Genomic DNA, 19,546 nt, shown 5'->3' with positions numbered 1-19,546 from the left:
ATCTTCGTTGACTTCGTTGGGGTTACTGACGTCTCCCATTTGGAGACTATCTGAACCGACGAGCGCTGCTGGTAGCGCTGCCGATCAGAGCGAAGCCCACTCCAGCGGCCAAACACAAGACCGCGCCATGATCTCCGCCCGAACCGAAGATGAGTGAGACCAAGGCGGAGCCCAGTGACCATCCAACATAGCGAGCCGCAGCATTCATCCCGCTTGCAGCTCCACTACGTCCTATTGGTCCAGCCGTCATCATCGCGGTGTTGTTCGGGGTTTGGAAAAGGCCAAAGCCGATACCGCAAAGGGCGAGCCGCCATACGACATCCCACTTCGCCGGGGTTGTCGGCAAGAAGACCATCAGAAGCAAACCGACCGCCAACAATGCCAAACCGATGCTGCAAATTACTGAGGCGGGGTAGCGGATTGTCAAGCGGCCGGCGATCGGAGCCGTAACGGCGGTCATCAACGGCCAGGGCGTCACAAGAAAACCTGTTTCCACGGCCGAAAGATGCATCGCAGTCTCAAAGAAAAACGGCAGGGAGACGTAAGCCAGGATCTGTGCTGCATAGGAGCAGATAGATGTCCACACTGATAGGGTAAACAGAGGTATACGGAAAAGATCGAATGGCAACATTGGCATAGAGTGCTGGAGCTGTTGTCGAAGGAAGAGGCTAAAGCAGATAAGTCCTGCTACTATCTCTCCCATCGCAACGGGCCCGTCGCCGCTACCTAGCGTACCGATACCGATGGCGAAAAGCCCGAACGCTAACGCATTGAGAGAGATGCCGATCAGATCGAGAGGGCGAGCAACCTGAACGTCTGGTGGTGCCGCGGCAACAAATAGCGGTACGGCGAGACCGAACGGCGCATTCACCAAAAACAGCCAGGGCCATTTTGCAACGACAAGTATTGTCGCGGCGATGGTAGGCCCCAATGCTCCAGGTATCGCCACCGCTAATGCGACCAGCGCGAGGCCCTTACTGACCAGGCGTTGGGGATAGATCGTGCGTACGAGTGCGATGCCGGCCACAGAGATCCCGGCCGCTCCGGCGCCTTGAACCAAGCGCGCACTCACCAGCACCGGAAGCGTTGGCGCGAGAGCGCAACCCAACGACGCAAGGACAAAAACAGCTAGACCGGAAGCATAAACGCGCTTCAAACCGAGTGACTCGACCAGACTTGCAATGGGCAACAAGCAGACCGTTGCCGAAAGCTGATAGGCATTCACGACCCACACGGTTGCCGCCTCGCTACTTGCGAATGAGTGCGAGATATTCGGCAAGGCGATATTAACGATCGCGCTTCCGAGGGAACTTAGGCCAAGTCCAAGCAAGATGCAGAGCATGGCCCAGCGGCGCTTCGACGCCGTTAAGCATTCGCTGCCGCCCATCACGATGCAATCTTCCGTGCGAAGTTTATGCCGCCGATCTCGCGCATACTCGCGGTAGCCGATTCTGCGGATCGGTACATAATCTTAAGCGAACAAGTGAGTTGAGTTGGCCATAGCTGTAGACCCGTAGTCGGTATTCTCTTCAACGTTAGCTCTCTCGTTAGAATAGGCGAGGTCAACATGGGCAACCCGCTCTGCGCGACGGGGCGCTCGACCAATCCGTTGCGCAATGATACCAACGCGTCTCAACGATGTGTGGCCAATCGACCTATATGACGCGCCAAGCGCAGTTACCTATGCCGTTCCGGATTCTCGGCAGGACGCTCCCCCGAGGTGAGGTCGTCGGATTGCACGCGCATGAAGAAGCACAGGTGATCTTCGCTGCGTCGGGAACGCTGCAGGTCTACACCGCTTCTGGACGCTGGTTCGTCCCGCCCCAACTTGCGCTCTGGATGCCGGCCGGCATACCTCATCGAGTCGATATGCTTTCTGACACCGAATTACGGATGATCTATTGGTACCCATCGGTCTTGGAGAAGTGGGCGCCGGAAAGGCCACTCGATTACATATTTGCCTCGACGGTTACACCTCTTCTACGGGAGTTGATCCTCTCGGCCTTCAAGGTCGATACACAGCCCGAAAGATCAGAGCTTACCGTTCGATTGATTCTTCATGAGCTTATCGAGACACCCGACGTTCCGGTGTTCCTTCCGATGCCAACGAGCGTGGTCGGAAGACGCGTAGCCGATCTGGCTTTAGGGGATCCGCAGATGCACCTCCGCATAAGTGACCTTGCCCGTCGCGCAGCAACGTCGATTCGCACGATCAGCCGAATGTTCCCGACGGAAACTGGGTTGACTTTCAAGGCTTGGCGGCAAAGAGCAAGAATAGCCCTCGCAATCGATCGACTCTCGGCAGGGCGTGGGATCTCGCAGGTCGCCGCCGATGTAGGCTTCGGCAGCAGCGCAGCTTTCTCGTTTGCCTTTCGACAAGTAACGAACATGACACCGACTGCCTTTCTTCATAACGTCCCGAGTCGTCTGGTTCGTTGACATGAGCAAGCGGTAGCGCGCTTAGGACGCCGAACACTGCTCATCGTGGGGCCGCGTCATAAGCAAGGCGAACGAATCGTTCCTGGAGCGTCCGACAGGAAACCAATTGTGATGGGATTGACCGCGCGCCACCGGGAGCCCGGGAGGCCGCGCGCTTTGGAGAGAACGGCGTATGCGCCGGTGATGATTTACGTTCGCAACTCAGGAATCCAGGATTCTGACGCCAGACATTCCGGCGATAATCGCGGTCGCGACGATGGCGCTCATCATGACGCACACTCCCCAAAGACGATCAGCATTGCGTTGATCGACGCCGTGTGCGATCAGCACGCCCCTCAGCCCTGAAGCAAGGTGGCTCAGGACGAAGAAGGCACCGAGCGCGTAGTGAGGCAGCAGACGTATATTCCATGCGTCATGAATGAGCCCAGTCGGGGCTCCGATCGCAAAATTCCAATCCGTCGGTATGCCGAGGGAGCCTCGCGCGTAGACGAAGACCGAATTCATGTGGCCGAGAATGAACACAGAGAGATAGCCTCCCGAAGCGACCTGATAGGTCCGCTGGAAGTCATGCGCCGCCGCGCTCCAGCGCCACGCCAGAAAGAGGCCGGTCCCAATCTGGAAAAGCATGGTCGCAACCAGCAACGGTTCACCCGCGGCAGAGCGGTAAACCACACGTCCGATCTTCATAACGGCGGCATGCGCATCCGGCCCTATCAAGCCGAACAAATGATTGGCGAGATGAAACACCACATATAGGCTCAAGATCACAGCCGTTACCCCGTGGACAAACCGCCAACCTCCGACGACCACAGGCACACCTGCCGCGACCGGATTTCGGGCACACCGCGACCAGTTCGCGATTGCGAGCCAAATCACGCACCAGACGATCTCGTCGGGAATAGGGCTCTTGATCAAGGCTTGCACAACGCCGAGAAAGACATAGAGCGTTGGCGATGCGACACTCGCATAAGCGAGGCGTCTTGAACCGGAATCGGACGTAGGTCGACAAGCGAGAGCGATCCCAAGAAACGGTACGACAAACGCAACAAGGAGGATGAAGGTCGCGCCGGCGATTGCGAGCGGCGATAGGTTAATAGCTTGCGTGCCGACGATGGCATGGAAAGCATCGAGCAGAAATGGATAACAAATGGCCGCCCCCGCGGGAACCAGAGCTAAATAGTCAAAGCGCTTCTCAAGAAACGGTCTGGAACACTGCTGGCGAACGAATGCTTCCATCATCAACCCTCTTGAATCACAGCAAAGAGACCGGTGCGTGAGATAGCTTTCCGAACCAGGTTGGAGCGTCACGTATCTCCTTACGGCCGTGCATCGATTTCTTGTTACTTCGGCGAGTCGTTTATCTATACGCGAGGTGTCTCGTTTCAGTGATCACCGTCACGATTGAGCTAGCGAATGCTCCGGTCGGCGTCAAAGTATGGAGCGAAAATAGCTTCTGCAGGGGCAGGTCATGCCCTGACAGAAGTGCGGGTTCGTTAGCGCGCAAGATGCTCCGTTCGTCGAAGAGCCGCTAGGTCGTGAAGATGTATTTGAGTTATTCATGCAAGTCATGAATGACCCGCGGCGGCATTTGCGCTTGGCGCCGCTCTCCTGCATCAGTAACGAGCTTCTCTCGGAGTTCGAACTTTAACCTAGCGGCACCGGCTGTGAACGCCGGGACAGCGTTCGTTGTAGATTAAGCACTGAACGCGGCTCGGAAGTCTCTGCAAAAAGAAACGCCGGTGAGGTGCGATATGGCCGGAGGCATTCCGCATTAGGACATCATGCCGAGCCGGCAGGCGGCAATAACTTTCGTCTATCAACTCTATGGCGAAAGGTAATTTCCGGTGTCCGTCTTGCAATGTCACTGTGCAAAGCGTCGTCGTAACGGAATTGTCAGGGCCGAAACGACCAAGCACGATGCCGGATTTGGAAGCCAGGAGGCGAAATATGCAACGCAACGGCGAAATCAAAACCGTCGCGGCTCTTGGCGAGGAGTTTAGCGAATTGTTCCGTTTCCCAGATGTGGCTGCCGTTCTTGCGTGCCGTGCGTGTGCACCTAGGGAGCCCGACGGCATTTTGTGCGTCCCTCGCGGCGTTCGCCATCGCTAGAAAGCGATCTGGCGCAGTTCGCGAGCCGGTCGGTATCTCTTTCGTCCGCAGAGATGACAGTGTCGACCCCGTCCAATTCAAATTGCAGCGTTCTAGCTCGTGGGGAGACGAAAGTGAGTGCGGCTGAAAGAGCTCCGACGAACCGCATCGAGCGCGGTCCGTTTCGCGGCCTTCCAAGGTGCGGCGGCGCATCGATCGTTATGCTGCTCGCGCTGGCGCTGACTGGTTGCGAAGGAAACGCGCGATCACAGGCGGCCCCGCCTCCGCCAGCCGTGACCGTGGCCCAACCAGTCAAACAAACCGTCACCGACTGGGATGAGTTCACTGGCCGTTTCCAGGCGGTCGATGAAGTGCAAGTCCGCGCCCGCGTCGGAGGCTTTGTCACCAATGTTGAGTTCAAGGACGGTGACATCGTGCATGCCGGCGATCTGCTTTACATCATTGATCCGCGGCCGTTTGAGGCGGTGGCCGAGCAGGCCAATGGCCAGCTTGCCGACGCCCAGGCAAAGACCGAGCTTGCGAAGCGCGAGCTCGATCGCGGCCTGACCCTTGTCCAGACCAGTGCGGTCTCCCAACAGGTCGTTGACCAGCGCCGCGAGGCACTGCAGGCCGCGCACGCCGCCGAGATCCAGGCAGAGGGCGTGCTGAAGGCAGCCCAGCTCAATGTTGAATTTACCCACGTGGTGGCGCCAATCAGTGGCCGCATCAGTCGGCATCTCGTGAGTGTCGGAAATCTCGTCAGCGGCAGCGACAATGGTGCATCGACATTGCTGACCACCATCGTCTCCATGGATCCGATTTACATCTATTTCGATGTCGATGAGGCAACCTACCTGAGGAACAACAAGCTCTGGTTCGAGGGCAAGCGGCCAAGCTCTCGCGATACGCCCAATCCGGTGCAGGTGGAGCTGACAGGTGAAACCAAGCCTTCGCACGAAGGCCACATGGATTTCATCGACAACCGGCTCGATGTCTCGACCGGCACGCTGCGCAGCCGGGCGATTATCCCGAACCACGATCTGTCCATCCTGCCCGGCCAATTCGGCCGCGTGCGTTTGATTGGCTCTTCGCCCTATGAGGCGCTTCTTCTGCCAGATTCTGCGATCGCGACCGATCAGTCGCGTAAGATAGTGTTCGTGGTCAACAACGATAGCACGGTGGAGGCGCGCGCGGTCGAACTTGGTCCGCTGGAGCAGGGCCTGCGCGTAGTCCGCACAGGCCTGAAACCGGAGGATAATGTCATCATTGATGGCCTCCAGCGCGCGCGGGTCGGCGCCAAGGTCAGCCCGCACAAGGGCGAGATCAGCGGCAACAAGTCATGAATCTGGGACGTCTTTCCGTAAATCAGCCCATTCTAGCGATGGTGCTGTCGATCGTACTCTTGATTGTGGGCTCGATCGCTTACCAGACGTTGCCGATCTCTGAATATCCGCAGGTGGTGCCGCCAACCGTCACGGTCACCACGCAATATCCGGGCGCTTCGGCCCAGACTGTGTCCGATACGGTTGCAGCTCCCATCGAGCAGGAGATCAATGGCGTTGAGGATATGCTGTACATGTACAGCCAGGCGACCTCGAATGGCCAGCTCACTATCACCGTGACCTTCAAGCTCGGTACCGATCTCGACAAGGCGCAGGTGTTGGTCCAGAATCGCGTGGCCATCGCGCAGCCGCGTTTGCCCGAGGAAGTGCAGCGCAACGGCGTCGTCACCCGCAAGAACTCACCCGACATTCTGATGGTGGTGTTCATGCTGTCGCCCGACGACAGCTTCGACCAGCTCTACATCTCGAATTATGCGCTTCTGCAGGTCCGCGATCAGCTGCTGCGGCTCGATGGCATCGGCGACATCCAGATGTTTGGCGCACGCGACTACTCGATGCGGCTCTGGCTCGACCCAGACAAGATCGCCAATCTCGATATGACTTCGAGCGACGTCATTGCGGCGGTCCGGGCCCAGAACCTGCAGATCGCCGGCGGCCAGATCGCCGAGCCGCCGATTGCGGACCGCGCATTCCAGCCGAACCTCGTCTTCACTGGCCGCCTTAAAGACATCAGGCAGTTCGAAGACATCGTGGTCAAGGCTGGTCCCGGCGGCCGTACCGTGCGGCTGCGCGACGTCGCGCGGATCGAGCTTGGCGCGCTCGCCTATACCACGAATAGTTTCATACTTCGTAAGTCAGCTGTCGCAATGGTCGTGACGCAACGGCCCGGATCGAATGCACTCGCCACCGCGAAGCATATCTCCGATACGATGGCGCAGCTCAAGACGAGTTTCCCAAAGGGGCTCGACTACAATATCGGCTACAATCCCACCGAGTTCATAGCCCAATCGGTGCATGAGCTGATTAAGACGGTTTACGAGGCGATGGCGCTCGTTGTCATCGTGGTGCTTGTATTTCTTCAAGGCTGGCGGCCCGCGGTTATTCCCATCATAGCGATCCCAGTGTCGCTGGTCGGAACCTTTGCGGCGATGTCGGCGCTCGGCTTTGGCATCAACAACCTCACGTTGTTCGGTCTGGTACTTGCGGTCGGCATCGTAGTTGACGACGCCATTGTGGTTGTCGAGAATGTCGAGCGACATCTCCAGCTTGGCATGAGCCGGCGCGAGGCGGCGCTCAAAACGATGGAGGAGGTAGGCGGCGCGCTGGTTTCGATCGCTCTCGTGCTCTGCGCGGTATTCGTGCCGACCGCGTTCCTCGGAGGAATCTCCGGGCGGTTCTTTCAGCAATTCGCCGTAACGATCGCGGTCGCGACCGCGATTTCCTGCTTCTGCTCGCTAACGCTTTCGCCAGCGCTGGCCTCGCAGATTCTTACTCCGCGCGAGGAGAAACGTCCGCCGGCGCGCTGGAACATCATTGCGCGTAGCTGGGACGTCTTCACCGCGCTGTTTAACCGTATCTTCGATCGCCTGGCGCATGGTTACGCGGCCACTGCCGACTTCGTAATCCGGCATGCCGCGGTGATGCTTGCGATCTATGTCGGGCTGATCGGCAGCGCCGGCTGGCTGCTCGCCAACACGTCGCAGGGCTTCATTCCGGTGCAGGATCGCGGTTACCTCATCATCTCGGTGCAATTGCCAGGCGCCGCGTCGTTGGTGCGGACTACCGCGGTGGTGCGAGAAATCGAGCGGGTTGCGCTGGATACGCCCGGTATCGTCCGTGTCGCCGCGTTCGCCGGCTTCTCCGGCGCGACCCGCACGCAGTCGAGCAACGCCGCGGCTCTGTTCCCAGTCTTCGATAAGCCGGAGGCTCGGGTCAGGAAGGGCCAGACCGCCACCGCCATCACCGCCAACTTGCGCAAGCGGCTGTCGGCGATACAGGGCGCGTTCATCATCGTCATTCCACCGCCCGCGGTGCCAGGCATCGGCACGGGCGGTGGCTTCGCCATCCGCATCCAAGATCGAGAAGGGCGCGGCCCCGAGCTGCTCGCAGCGGCCACCGACGAACTCGTCGCCGCCGCGCGGAAGTCACCAAACCTAACTTCGGTGTTCTCTCCCTTCACGGCGAATACGCCGCAGCTGTTCGTCGATATCGATCGCGTTAAGGCGCAGAAGCTTGGCGTCCCCATCGCCAACATCACCGACACGATCGAGACTTACTTCGGCTCGACCTACGTCAACGACTTCAATCTGTTTGGACGCACATATCACGTCACCGCGCAGGCCGATCTGTCGTTCCGCAAGGAGGCGTCCGATCTGGCGCGCCTGCGTACGCGGAACGCGGCTGGCGACATGGTGATGCTCGGCAGCGTAGTGGACTTCAAGGACATCTCGGGACCCGATCGTGTCGCGCGCTACAATCTCTACTCAGCGTCCGAACTGCAGGGTGAGCCGGCGCCCGGCGTGAGCTCGAAGACTGCGCTCAACACCATTAAGCTACTAGCCGACAAAACATTACCGAGTGGTTTTTCCTTCGAATGGACCGATCTATCCTATCAACAAGTGACGGGTGGCAATGCCGGGCTCTATGTGTTCCCGATCTGTGTTCTGTTCGTCTATCTGGTGCTGGCCGCGCAGTACGGTAGCTGGACGCTACCTCTCGCTGTGATCCTCATCGTGCCGATGTGCCTCTTTGCGGCAACCATCGGCGTGCGCATCATGGGCCAGGACATTAACATCCTGACCCAGATCGGCTTCGTGGTGCTGGTGGGACTTGCGGCCAAGAATGCGATCCTGATCGTCGAGTTTGCACGGGACATCGAGCTTGAGGGCAAACCGCGCCTGGAGGCGGTGATCGAGGCCTGCCGGTTGCGACTGCGGCCGATCCTGATGACGTCGTTCGCGTTCATCCTCGGCGTGCTGCCGCTCGTCTTCTCCACCGGTCCCGGATCGGAGATGCGCCAGGCCGTCGGCGTCGCCGTGTTCTTCGGCATGCTCGGCGTCACACTGTTCGGCCTGATCTTCACGCCGATCTTCTACATGGTGGTGCGCAACGTCGCTGAAGGTAAGAACGTGGGCAAGCACACCCAGGCGATGACCGCCGCGGCGGAGTGAGTTGCGGTGACACCGATGTACGGTAGAGCGAAATGACTGAGGAGATAATTCCATGAAGGCGATCGTTGTGACGGACCAGGCTGCGGGGACGGCCGGAATGAAGCTGGTGGAGCGGCCGGAGCCGCGGGCGGCGATAAACGACGTCATCGTTCAGGTTCATGCGTCGGGATTTACCTGGGATGAGCTGACCTGGCCTCCTACCTGGACCGATCGCCTCGATCGTGACCGAACACCGTCGATCCCTGGGCACGAACTGGCCGGTGTTGTCACCGCGCTTGGCTATGGCACGACGGGACTGTCGGTGGGACAGCGGGTGTTCGGCCTCACGGACTGGACTCGCGACGGAACCCTTGCTGAGTATGTTGCGGTCGAGGCGCGCAACCTCGCGCCGCTGCCAGGCGATGTCGACTTCACCGTGGGCGCGAGCCTGCCCATGTCGGGCCTGACCGCATGGCAGGGGCTGTTCGAGCACGGCCACCTTCGGCCAGGGCAGACCGTCCTCGCGCACGGCGCCGCCGGCGTAGTCGGTTCGATGGTAATCCAGCTCGCACGTGAGGCCGGCGCCTACGTCATCGGCACCGGGCGCGCCGCCGACCGTCAGGCAGTGCATGACTTCGGCGCGCAAGAGTTCGTTGACCTCGAGAACGACACTTTGGAAGACGTCGGCCCAGTCGATCTGGTTTTCGATGTCTTCGGCGGCGATATCGAGAAGCGGTCCGCAGCCCTGATTCGGGCCGGAGGGACGCTGGTAACCATCGCCGGGCCGACCGAGGCGCGGCCCGCCAACGGCTTGGTGGTCGATTTCGTCGTTGAATCTGATCCCGACCAATTGGGTGAGATCGTCCAGCGGGTGCGGGACGGGCGACTGCGGACAAACATCGGTCGTGTCTCGTCCCTCGACGATGCCGTCGCCGCCTTCAACCAGACCGCGCGACGCAAGGGCAAGACCATCATTCGCGTTCGTTCGTAGGGACACGTGCCGGTTTAATGCATCCAGTCGGCCGGTGCAGTTCGGGTCGATCAGCTGCGTTGTACCAGCCCTAGCCACCGAGAGGCATCCATGGCTTTTGCGTTAAAAATCAACGGCACATCCCATGAGGTTGATGTGGACGCCGACACCCCGCTGCTGTGGGTGCTGCGCGATGTGCTCGCCATGACCGGGACCAAGTTCGGCTGCGGCCAGGCGCTGTGCGGTGCCTGCACCGTTCATGTCGACGGCCGGGCGGTCCGCTCCTGCCAGACACCGGTCGACAGCGTCGGCGACAGCGCGGTCACTACGATCGAGGCGGTCGGCCGGACGCCGCAGGGGGCGGCCTTGCAGAAGGCGTGGCTCGAACTGGAGGTTGTTCAGTGCGGCTACTGCCAGTCTGGTCAGATCATGTCGGCGGCGGCGCTGCTGAAGGACGCACCGAGGCCGACGGATGATGAAATTGACGCGGCTATGTCGGGCAATATCTGCCGATGCGGCACCTATCAGCGCATCCGCGCTGCGATCAAGCACGCTGCGGGAGTTTGAGATCATGGATGAACTTATTCTGAAAGATCAGGCTGCGGGCCAAACGGCAGTATCGCGACGCGACTTCCTTCAGGGCACAGGTTTGCTGCTTGGTTTTGCGCTGTCCGGTGCAAGCACCGGGGCGGTCTTCGCGGCGCCGGCTTCGCAGGTGGTCGAAAATGAGATCAGGGGTACTTTCGCGCCGAACGGATTTATACGGATCAATCCAACCGGGGCAGTGACCTTGGTCATTCCGATGATCGAGATGGGACAGGGGGTTTACACGTCGCTCTCGATGCTTCTCGCTGAAGAACTGGAAGTGAAGCTTGACCAGATTCAGGTTCAGCACGCGCCGCCCAATCATGCGCTTTACGTCAACTCGATCATCGGCATTCAAAATACAGGCGGCTCCGCCTCTGTCCGCGCCTTTTGGACACCGCTGCGTCAGGCGGGGGCAGTTGGTCGCAGTCTGCTGGTTGCGGCGGCGGCAAAGCGCTGGAATGTCGATCCAGCGACGTGCCACGCCAAGGACGGCATTGTGTTCGATGCATCAGGCTCGAAGCATCTGAGCTACGGTGAACTTGCGGAGGTCGCGGCGAAATTGCCTATGCCAAATGGGGTCAAAGTTAAGTTGAAGGATCCGAAAGACTTCATCCTGATAGGCACGCGTGCCAAGCGTGTGGATAGTGCAATAAAGGTCGACGGGCGTGCGCTCTACGGTATCGATACGCGACTGCCAGGTATTAAGGTCGCGACGGTTGCTATTTCGCCCGTGCTGGGTGGCAAACTAAAAAGTGTGGACGAGAAGGCCGCGCTGGCAGTGAAGGGCGTCCGGCAGGTAGTCAATATCGATGAAGCTGTTGCCGTGGTAGCGGATCATATGGGCGCGGCAAAGAAGGGGCTCGAGGCCGCCGCCATCGCGTGGGACGACGGGCCGAACGGCAAAGTCAGCAACGCAGATATCGTCAAGCAATTGGAGGAGGAATCGAAGAACCCGGGGGCTGTTGCGCGTAACGTCGGTGATGTGGGGAAGGCACTTGCGGAGGCAGCGCAACGGATAGACGCCATCTATCAGGTGCCTTTCCTGGCCCATGCGGCGATGGAGCCGATGAACTGTACCGTTCATCTCCAGAAGGATCGTTGCCAAATTTGGGTCGGTACACAGGCGCCTACGATCACGCAGTCGCAGGTGGCCGAACTCACCGGTCTCCCAAATGATGCGATTAAGATTCACAACCATCTGATTGGCGGCGGCTTCGGCCGAAGATTGGAGGCCGATGGCACAATTCTCGCCGTCAAGATAGCCAAGCACGTCGACGGTCCGGTGAAGGTGATCTGGAGCCGCGAGGAAGACATCCAGCACGATATGTATCGGCCATACTATCTCGATCGGCTGTCCGCTGGACTTGACGCGGCCGGCAAGCCGATTGCATGGACGCACCGGATTGCCGGCTCCTCCGTCATGGCTCGCTATTATCCCCCTTACTTCAAGGACGGATTGGACCCCGACGCCATAGAAGCGGGGGCCGAGCCGCCTTATGCTCTGCCAAATATCCACGTCGACTATGTCCGGGTTGAGCCCCCTGGCGTCCGGACATCTTGGTGGCGCGGTGTCGGACCGACTCACAATGTTTTTGTGGTCGAAAGCTTCATAGATGAACTCGCGCATGCCGCGAAGCAGGATCCCGTCGCTTATCGCAAGGGAATGCTTGGCCACAATCCGCGGGCGCTTGCTGTTCTGTCGCTTGCTGCGGAGAAAGCAGGGTGGGGATTACCGCTTGCTGCGGGGCATGGCCGCGGGATTTCGGTACAATTCGCATACGGAAGCTACGCGTCGCAGGTCGCCGAGGTCGAAGTGGCGCCCGACGGATTTGTCAAAGTCAAGAGGATCGTCTGTGCGGTTGATTGCGGCATGTACGTCAATCCCGATACGATCGAAGCACAGGTTCAGGGTGGAACGCTTTTCGGATTGACCGCTACGCTCCATGGCTCGATCACCTTCAGAGATGGACGGGTCGAGCAGAGCAATTTCGACAACTATCTGCCGATGCGTATCGACGAGGTGCCGGTGGTGGAGACGTACCTGATTAAGAACGCGGAAGCTCCGGGTGGCATTGGTGAAGCACCGACGGCCATTGTCAGTGCAGCAGTGACCAATGCAATCTTCGCCGCCACCGGCAAGCGTGTGCGCAGCCTGCCGATCGATACGGAGTCGCTCAAGTCGTCGTCATAGTCATTGCCCACCATCCCGTGCGCGTCGCAGCGCGCACGGGACGGCATTTGCTCGTCCAATGGCGCGTCCGGGATCAACAATCACGGCGCGTCCATGACCTTCTAGCCAAACCAACCGGAATCAAGACTCCGGCATCGACGGTATTGAAAGGCGGGCATATGACCGGCGCCTGCTAAGGCAAGCGGAATGGAGCATCGGCCCTGAAGTGCATTTGGCGAGGTCCGCGAACACTTGCGGTCGTGGTTCTTGTGATGGTCCTTGCCGTTGGGGTGGTCGCTTTGGCGCGGCCACGGCCGGTTTGCAATACCATGCTGGGTGCCCGGCTGGGTCTGCGTGCGCGCGTGCACGCACTGCACTTGTCTTTCACGAGTAGTCACCGCCGCTTTGCTGAGTGAGGTTGCCGAGATAGTTGCGCTTCCCGATCTTTGCTCCGAGGCGCCGGAGGATCGCGTGCGCGATCGAGACGTGGAAGAAGAAGTCTGGCAGCACTAGGTGTCGAATGTAGTCGTCACCGCCGAACCACCCGCGGACAATCGGCGGCGTCAGTTCGTACGTGTGAGACTGCGCGCCGGCAATCTCGTCCGGCAGCACATTCTGGAGGAAACCGCGAGTGTCAAGGAGCCGTCCCTTCAACGCCGGATACACCATGGGGACGTTACGGGGTGTCGGCAGGTCGTGTTGCATCAACTTCGCCATGTGCGCCTCGACCTTGTTGCAGCTTACAGAGAACTGCTCTCCGAAAGTCAGCATATCGGGCGCGAGCCGCTCGCCAAGAATCCTACCGGGCCCAAACCCATTGGACCGTTCGAGCGCTTTGGCAACGTCGAGATAGTCGTCCATCACGTTCAGTCCATGTACCAGGACAGGAACAGTGATGTCATAAACCGAGAAGGACACGCTGACCTCTACGCGCTCGTTGTTGTTTAAACGTCGGCTGGACCCGATTTGTCGATAAATCCAAGCGAACGATACAATAACTTCATCTAACTCGCTCTTTCCGGCATCGGCTTGCCGGACTCGACTTGGACCTCCGCAAAGCAACAGCAAGACAGAGCGTCTCTACCGACTAGCGCCGGTTGGCGGACTGCCAGAAGCCAATCAAGGTCACCGACTGGATGTACGCGAGTAGTCGACGGTGTTAGTGCGCCACTGCGAGCGCACCGCCGCCAAGCGGTCATTTCAAACCGGCTCATGGTTCGATCGTTCCGGATGTTGCTTTCCACCTACTGTCTTCCTCGCTTATGAGCCGACAGACACACGATCACGCAATTCAAACTCTTTCACGTTGATCGGCGGTATGGATATTCATTGCCCGAATGGGTGATGGCTTCTTACGATCTCGGACAACGAGCTGTTACTTCAACGTAGCAAGATAGGCAACGAGGTCAGCCCGATCGGTCGGATTCTTCAGCCCGCCGTAGGGCATCCTGTTTCCCGGGACCACCTTCTGCGGCGATTCCAGATATGCATCGAGGATCTTCACATCCCATGTGATGCCCGAGTTCTTCATCGCGTCACTGTAGCTGAAGCCGGGGGCCGTACCCGCCTTCCTGCCAACGATGTCTGCCAGACCCGGCCCGACGCGATCGGAGTGATCCGTAGCGTGGCACGTCCTGCAAGCTGTGAAGATAGCTTTTCCGTGCTCGGCGTCCTGCGCGTAGCTTGGATTTTCGGCCGCCCCCGCAAATGCGAACGCCGCGATAATCGCTCCAATCTTTACTGCACCTTTCATTGTGACATCCTTTTTAGGTCAGGATCAGAGGTGCGCGGCGGCGCAACTTAGTCGCTCTGATTGTGGCGGAGTCGAAGCGCGAGTACCCCAATCGCTCGTATCCGATTGCAGCCCGCATTGAAGGGATAGGTGGAAGCACCAACGACCAACAGGTCATCCGCGTCTCAGGTCTGGGTCAGCTCCGGCAATCTACGCGAGTGCCGCCACGGTGGCGGTGAGCCGCGAGACGGCGAGAAACAGGGTGACAATCCTCGGTAATTTCGTGGGGACTCCTTATCTGCGCGCGCGCGTCACGGCGCCGCGGCGAAACAGTTACAATCTTTTTCGAGCCGGTCATGTCCGCTCGGCCAGCCCAGTAGATTCAAAGATCGGATGTAGCGGACCAAATTTGAAATTCCGATTGGACATGCATTCAATAACCGTGAGGTACGTCGCGGCAAGCAAGCGAGCTGTAGGTCTGGACGAACGGCGACGTTTTGTGGATACGCGGTGCGATCAGCGGACTTACGTTCCCGCAGCGGCGGCGTGTACCCGCGGCAGTTCTGGTTGGGCCATTGAAGGATCACGTGTCGATGCACGATCTGACTGCAACGCTCTTCGATAGCAACCACAACCTCTTTCGCTCCGACGTCGTCGAAGGACTGTCCCGCCTTCAAAAGATCATCCCGTGCCGCTGGCTGTATGACGAACGCGGTTCCGAGTTGTTCGAGGAGATCACGCGCCTCGAGGAGTATTATCCGACGCGCGCGGAGACAGCGATCCTGCAACTGCGCCAACCCGAACTGCGACAGCTTGCCGGCCCGGGGGCTGTCCTGATCGAGTACGGCGCGGGTGCGGGAGTGAAGACCGAACTCGTGCTGGGCGCGCTGGCGGAGCCGCGAGGCTATGTTCCCATCGATCTCGCGCACGAGTACCTGGCGCCTGGGAATGCACCAGCACTTCCTGAAGCCGCTTGCTGTGAGGGCCTGCGGTGGCTGAGTTGGCTTGGCATGCTTTAAGGAAGCGATATCCGCGCCCACGTGCCCGCGGCGCGACGAAGGACGGACCGAGCGCCGGCGTCGCGAGGCTCACAGTCCTCTATCGTCATTGGGTGTTGTTAGGCCGACCGAGCAGTCCGTGGTGGTCCGCGCGACCTCCGCGCCCGACGCCTGTGGTTCGTGATCGGTGCGTCACGAGCGCGGCTCCGCGATCGAGGCCGGGCTGCTGACCGATCGCTGAGACGCTCAGCCGGATTATTCATGTTGCGGCTGAATATATCAAATTCGGCTGCAACCACTACTCGGTCAGCCGCAACGGGCTAAATGCAACGTAGATCGAACCCGATCAAAATCCCAGATCAGGTTGGAGCGGGAAAGGCCTCTTCGGCCAGCTGCGCACGCTGGCTGCCTGCGTAAGATGCATCCCGGAGCTGAGCTGATGTGAACCCAACACCATAAAGGCTTCTGAACGTGGCAGGTGAGCCGTTTTGGCGTATATCGCGACAAGACCTCGATAAATTGATGACTACGTTGGACATCGCCTTCGTCAGGCTGTCTGAGTGCGCGCTTGTGGCGGGTGCTCACCTGGCGGTTGCCCGCGCGGAGGTCTCTACCATCCACTACTGCCTTCGAGGCGCCGGGTTCATCCTCCTGGAGGACGAAACGCCCATACGCCTGATGCCGCACACTTTGGTGATCGTCCCGCCCGGGCGAGCAATGACACTCCTCGCGACGGAGCGCCCGACCCCCCCACGGAACGTCGACAAGAGCACCGAAGGCGCCTTCGCGCCCGGCTCGTCGCACCGGCACGCCGTCGGTGATGGCGAGCCGACACTGGTGCTTGTGTGCGGTACTTTCCGAGCCAATTATGGGCCAGCACTGGACTTGTTCGCATCCATTACAACGCCAATTGTCGAGACGTTCGACGTGCACGACCAGCTCGACCGGGTGATGGCCTATGCAACGGCTGAGCTTGCCGCCCAGGACGTCGGTGGAGGGCCCATTTCGGCGGCGCTACTGAAGCTCGTGTTGCTCGCGCTGCTTCGGCGTTGCTTGGTCTCGACGAAAGCGTGGGTGGAGCGCTTCTCGATGTTGAGCGACCCGCCGATCGCACGTGCTTTCGCCGAGATGGTCTCGCGTCCGTCCTTTCCGCACACCATTCAGAGTCTGTCGCACGCTGTCGGTCTCAGCCGCTCGGCCTTCATGGCGCGGTTCTCCATCGCCTTCGGAGAGTCGCCCATGTCACTGCTGCGTCGTGTTAGGATGCGACACGCTGCTGACCTGCTCGCAGCCAACGCGCTGTCGATCGACCAGGTTGCTCTAAATGTTGGCTATCAAAGCCGGAGCAGCTTTACGCGCGCTTTCCGCAGATACTATGGCAGCGACCCGTCAGAATACCGCTCCAAGGCTCAGCGCGCCCCGTTCTCGAGCGCGGCCCGGGTCGAACATGCCGTCGTGCAATCTGACGCCGCGTGAGAAGCGTTCGATCCGCGCGAGCGTAGGCGCCGCCACGCGCGACCGCGTGAGTGCGCTGGACGCGACCGAATCGGTGCACCGTCGACGTTCTCAACAGGGCGCATTTCCCCTCAGTCGATGTGGGATTGTTGAGCTGGACGAACGGCGGCGAATTGTGGTTTTGTGGCGCGATCTGCATACCGCCTTTCTGCCGCGGGAAGTCCTCATCTCGGTTGTCGCAACTGTGAGCGGCGCGCCGACTTGGAGGGCACACAGCTCAGCGGTGCAGAGGAGACCTGCTGCCTCTCAACATACTCAGGACGAGGGGGCCGTGGCGGCGCAGCTGCTCGAGGGAGTGAACATGGTCTCGGCGTCAGGCGGAAGGAGTTCTGGAGCGATAGCCGCGACCTTCAACGAGTGCGATGCCACGCTTTTGTCACGCAGACAGCCCAATGGCTGTATGTCTCCCAGTCCAGAGCGCTGAACGTCATCAAAGACTCGGTACGAATCCGGGCGGATATCTTATCGGTCTGGTTTGCCATCTGTGGGATTCCGGGTCGGGGATCCGATCAACTGGAAGCGGTTGGCTTACGTGTCGTGATCATGCGGGCGCGGTCGTCATCTGCTGGAGCATTGGGTGCGGCATGTCCCGGCTGGGGACTTCGACCGACCAGTCGCGAAGCCGCGCGACTTTGACGAAAGCATCCAGCGCCGGCGAGTAGCGGCGCCCCTGCACAGCCAGCAGCCGCACCTCCCGTGAAACCGGGTCGCCTTCGAGCGGAATGGTCTTGAGCGTCGGAAGGCGCGGCATGTGCTCGGGAGCGAGCATCACGCCGAAGCCAGCCGCGGCCATCTGCTGCAGGTGCAACTCGTGACCGCTACAGTGGCCCAGGCGGAGCGGTTCGTCGGGGAAATAAGACCGCTGGATCTTCGGTGCGACGTCGCATCCAGTCCGTTCCAGCAAGACCGTATTGCGGAGGTCGTCGATGCCGATCGAGGGGCGGTTTGCGAGCCGGTGTGTCGGCGCGAGAATCGCGACATAGCGCTCCTCGAACAGCAACCAGTCGTCGATGCGGGCGGGCAAGTCCTGCACGTCGCCGGTTATTGCCGCGTTGATCTCCCCCTCAAGCAAGAGGTCGATGAGCTTCTCCGCTGTGTCCTCGCGCAGCTCGACGTGAAGTCCAGCGACAAACTTTGCGATCTCCGAGATCAGATCGAGGATGAGCGACGCCGAGATAGAGGGGGCGAGGCCGATCTTCAGTGGTGCGACTTCCCTGCGTTGGAACTCCTTCGCTCTGCGACGCGCCGTCTCTGCCGAGGCCAATGTGCGCTCCAGCATCGGAAGGACTTCCTTCCCAAGGTCGGTAAGCTGAGTCAGCTGGCGCTCGCGGAAAATCAACTGGCCACCAAGCTCCTGCTCGAGCTTCTGTACCCCCTTGGTCAAGGCGGGCTGGGTGACGTTACATTGCTCGGCTGCGCGGGTGAAGTTCAGTGTGGATGCGACGGCGAGGAAGTAGCGAACTTGATAAAGCTCCATGGGTTGTTCTCCGTGAAGTTGCTTCTGTCAATACTGACGAGCGGTGCACTCGACAACTGACGCGCGGTCCCGTGATCATGGGGTATGGATCCCACCTGCATGCACGCGTTGGAACGGCAACGTCTATTGGTTCGGACGCACGGACACGCTTTCTGGAGGCCCCGAGAAGCGGGCTTGTTCGCGGCGAGGTGGGCGGAGCTCCTTGAGTAGGAAGTCCGCAAATGCTCGCGCGGCTGGCTTTATCGTCTTTCCGCTGGCGAAGAGAGCATTCACTTCCATCGAGCCAAAATCCCAGTCAGGGAGCACCCGCACGAGCTTCCCGGCCCGGAGTTCTGCCCGCGCGCTATTTTCGCTCGACGCAGCAATGCCGAGCCCGGCGACGGCGCTTGCCGTGGCTCCTTCGTTGATCGTGATAGTGAGCTGGCTGTCAACGCGCACGGAGATAAGGCGGCCGTCTTTGCGGAAGGAAAAGGTCGGCGAGGGGTGCGCCGGGCCGATGATGACCGAATGGTGCGCGAGGTCCGACGGCGTTGTGGGCATGCCGCGCTCCTGTAGATAGGTTGGGGAGGCGATAAGTATCCTCGGCAGCTGGATGATTTTGCGCGCCATCGCGCTTGAGTCTGGCAGGGGGCCGAACCGGAACGCCACGTCAATGCCCTCTGTCACCAGGTCTTGGTGGCGATCATTAGAAACGAGTTCGATCTTCAGCGTCGCGTGCTCCTTCAAAAACGCGGGAAGTCGCGGGATGATTTCCCTGAGCACGAAACTTGACGATGTGCCTACGCGGAGCGAGCCGCGCAACTCCCCCGTTCCGCGCGCCTCGTGGTCGGCCTCATCGAGCGCGGCCAGGATTGCCTCGACGCGCATCAGGTACATCGCGCCGGCGTGGGTCAGCGTCACCGCGCGCGTGGTGCGGCTGAACAGCGTGGCTCCCACATCCTCCTCGAGCCCGGCGATCAGCCGGGATGCAGACGGCTGCGACAGGCCGAGCTCGCGGCCAGCACTGGAGAAGTTCCCGACTCGCGCGGCGCGGACGAACAGTCTAAGTGTTGAGAGTCGGTCGTTCATTGCTCGGCG

Annotated in this window: 14 protein-coding genes; 8 read left to right on the top strand and 6 right to left on the bottom strand. The window is 60.1% G+C overall.

Going from position 1 to position 19,546, the window contains the following annotated elements; translation table 11 throughout:
* Positions 1-46: 46 nt before the first annotated feature.
* On the bottom strand, positions 47-1,387 hold the full coding sequence (locus XH84_RS23565; protein WP_128921457.1) for an MFS transporter: 1,341 nt from the start codon (positions 1,385-1,387) through the stop codon (positions 47-49).
* Positions 1,388-1,638: 251 nt separating this feature from the next.
* Here XH84_RS23565 and XH84_RS23560 point away from each other — a divergent pair, with 251 nt between their 5' ends.
* Positions 1,639-2,439, top strand: coding sequence for an AraC family transcriptional regulator (locus tag XH84_RS23560; RefSeq protein ID WP_128921356.1), 801 nt, complete (start codon positions 1,639-1,641; stop codon positions 2,437-2,439).
* 201 nt (positions 2,440-2,640) lie between these two features.
* Here the strand turns inward: XH84_RS23560 and XH84_RS23555 are convergent, their stop codons facing one another.
* Complete coding sequence (locus XH84_RS23555) at positions 2,641-3,678, bottom strand: hypothetical protein (RefSeq protein ID WP_245471823.1); 1,038 nt, start codon at positions 3,676-3,678, stop codon at positions 2,641-2,643.
* A gap of 1,016 nt (positions 3,679-4,694) precedes the next feature.
* Here XH84_RS23555 and XH84_RS23550 point away from each other — a divergent pair.
* The 5 genes from XH84_RS23550 to XH84_RS23530 all read left to right on the top strand — a co-directional run bounded on the left by XH84_RS23550 (position 4,695) and on the right by XH84_RS23530 (position 12,768).
* Positions 4,695-5,870 carry an efflux RND transporter periplasmic adaptor subunit gene (locus tag XH84_RS23550; RefSeq protein ID WP_488226028.1) on the top strand — a complete coding sequence of 392 codons (1,176 nt, stop codon included), beginning with the start codon at positions 4,695-4,697 and terminating at the stop codon, positions 5,868-5,870.
* Positions 5,867-9,040, top strand: a complete 3,174-nt coding sequence (locus XH84_RS23545) for an efflux RND transporter permease subunit (RefSeq protein WP_128921357.1) — start codon at positions 5,867-5,869, stop codon at positions 9,038-9,040. Before XH84_RS23550 ends, XH84_RS23545 begins: the two co-directional genes overlap by 4 nt.
* A 52-nt stretch (positions 9,041-9,092) precedes the next feature.
* Complete coding sequence (locus XH84_RS23540) at positions 9,093-10,010, top strand: NADP-dependent oxidoreductase (protein WP_128921358.1); 918 nt, start codon at positions 9,093-9,095, stop codon at positions 10,008-10,010.
* Positions 10,011-10,100: 90 nt separating this feature from the next.
* Complete coding sequence (locus XH84_RS23535) at positions 10,101-10,556, top strand: (2Fe-2S)-binding protein (protein ID WP_128921359.1); 456 nt, start codon at positions 10,101-10,103, stop codon at positions 10,554-10,556.
* Between the two features lie 4 nt (positions 10,557-10,560).
* On the top strand, positions 10,561-12,768 hold the full coding sequence (locus tag XH84_RS23530; RefSeq protein ID WP_128921360.1) for a xanthine dehydrogenase family protein molybdopterin-binding subunit: 2,208 nt from the start codon (positions 10,561-10,563) through the stop codon (positions 12,766-12,768).
* Between the two features lie 363 nt (positions 12,769-13,131).
* Here the strand turns inward: XH84_RS23530 and XH84_RS23525 are convergent, their stop codons facing one another.
* Both XH84_RS23525 and XH84_RS23520 read right to left on the bottom strand, forming a co-directional pair.
* Positions 13,132-13,665, bottom strand: a complete 534-nt coding sequence (locus XH84_RS23525; RefSeq protein WP_128921361.1) for a DUF1993 domain-containing protein — start codon at positions 13,663-13,665, stop codon at positions 13,132-13,134.
* A gap of 457 nt (positions 13,666-14,122) precedes the next feature.
* A complete protein-coding gene (locus XH84_RS23520) occupies positions 14,123-14,500 on the bottom strand; it encodes a c-type cytochrome (protein ID WP_128921362.1) in 378 nt (125 codons plus the stop codon).
* Between the two features lie 572 nt (positions 14,501-15,072).
* Here XH84_RS23520 and XH84_RS23515 point away from each other — a divergent pair.
* Together XH84_RS23515 and XH84_RS23510 are read left to right on the top strand one after the other, a co-directional pair.
* Positions 15,073-15,498, top strand: a complete 426-nt coding sequence (locus tag XH84_RS23515; protein ID WP_128921363.1) for an L-histidine N(alpha)-methyltransferase — start codon at positions 15,073-15,075, stop codon at positions 15,496-15,498.
* Between the two features lie 501 nt (positions 15,499-15,999).
* Positions 16,000-16,953 carry a helix-turn-helix transcriptional regulator gene (locus XH84_RS23510; RefSeq protein ID WP_206734166.1) on the top strand — a complete coding sequence of 318 codons (954 nt, stop codon included), beginning with the start codon at positions 16,000-16,002 and terminating at the stop codon, positions 16,951-16,953.
* A 580-nt stretch (positions 16,954-17,533) separates the two neighbouring features.
* Here the strand turns inward: XH84_RS23510 and XH84_RS23505 are convergent.
* Together XH84_RS23505 and XH84_RS23500 are read right to left on the bottom strand one after the other, a co-directional pair.
* Positions 17,534-18,469 (bottom strand): LysR family transcriptional regulator, encoded by a 936-nt coding sequence (locus XH84_RS23505; protein WP_128921365.1) that lies wholly within the window; start codon positions 18,467-18,469, stop codon positions 17,534-17,536.
* A gap of 123 nt (positions 18,470-18,592) precedes the next feature.
* A complete protein-coding gene (locus XH84_RS23500) occupies positions 18,593-19,537 on the bottom strand; it encodes a LysR family transcriptional regulator (RefSeq protein ID WP_128921366.1) in 945 nt (314 codons plus the stop codon).
* Between the last annotated feature and the right edge of the window lie 9 nt (positions 19,538-19,546).

Source organism: Bradyrhizobium nanningense, assembly GCF_004114535.1.
GTDB classification, from domain to species: Bacteria; Pseudomonadota; Alphaproteobacteria; order Rhizobiales; family Xanthobacteraceae; genus Bradyrhizobium; species Bradyrhizobium nanningense.
This window is presented reverse-complemented; position numbering and strand designations above follow the sequence as displayed.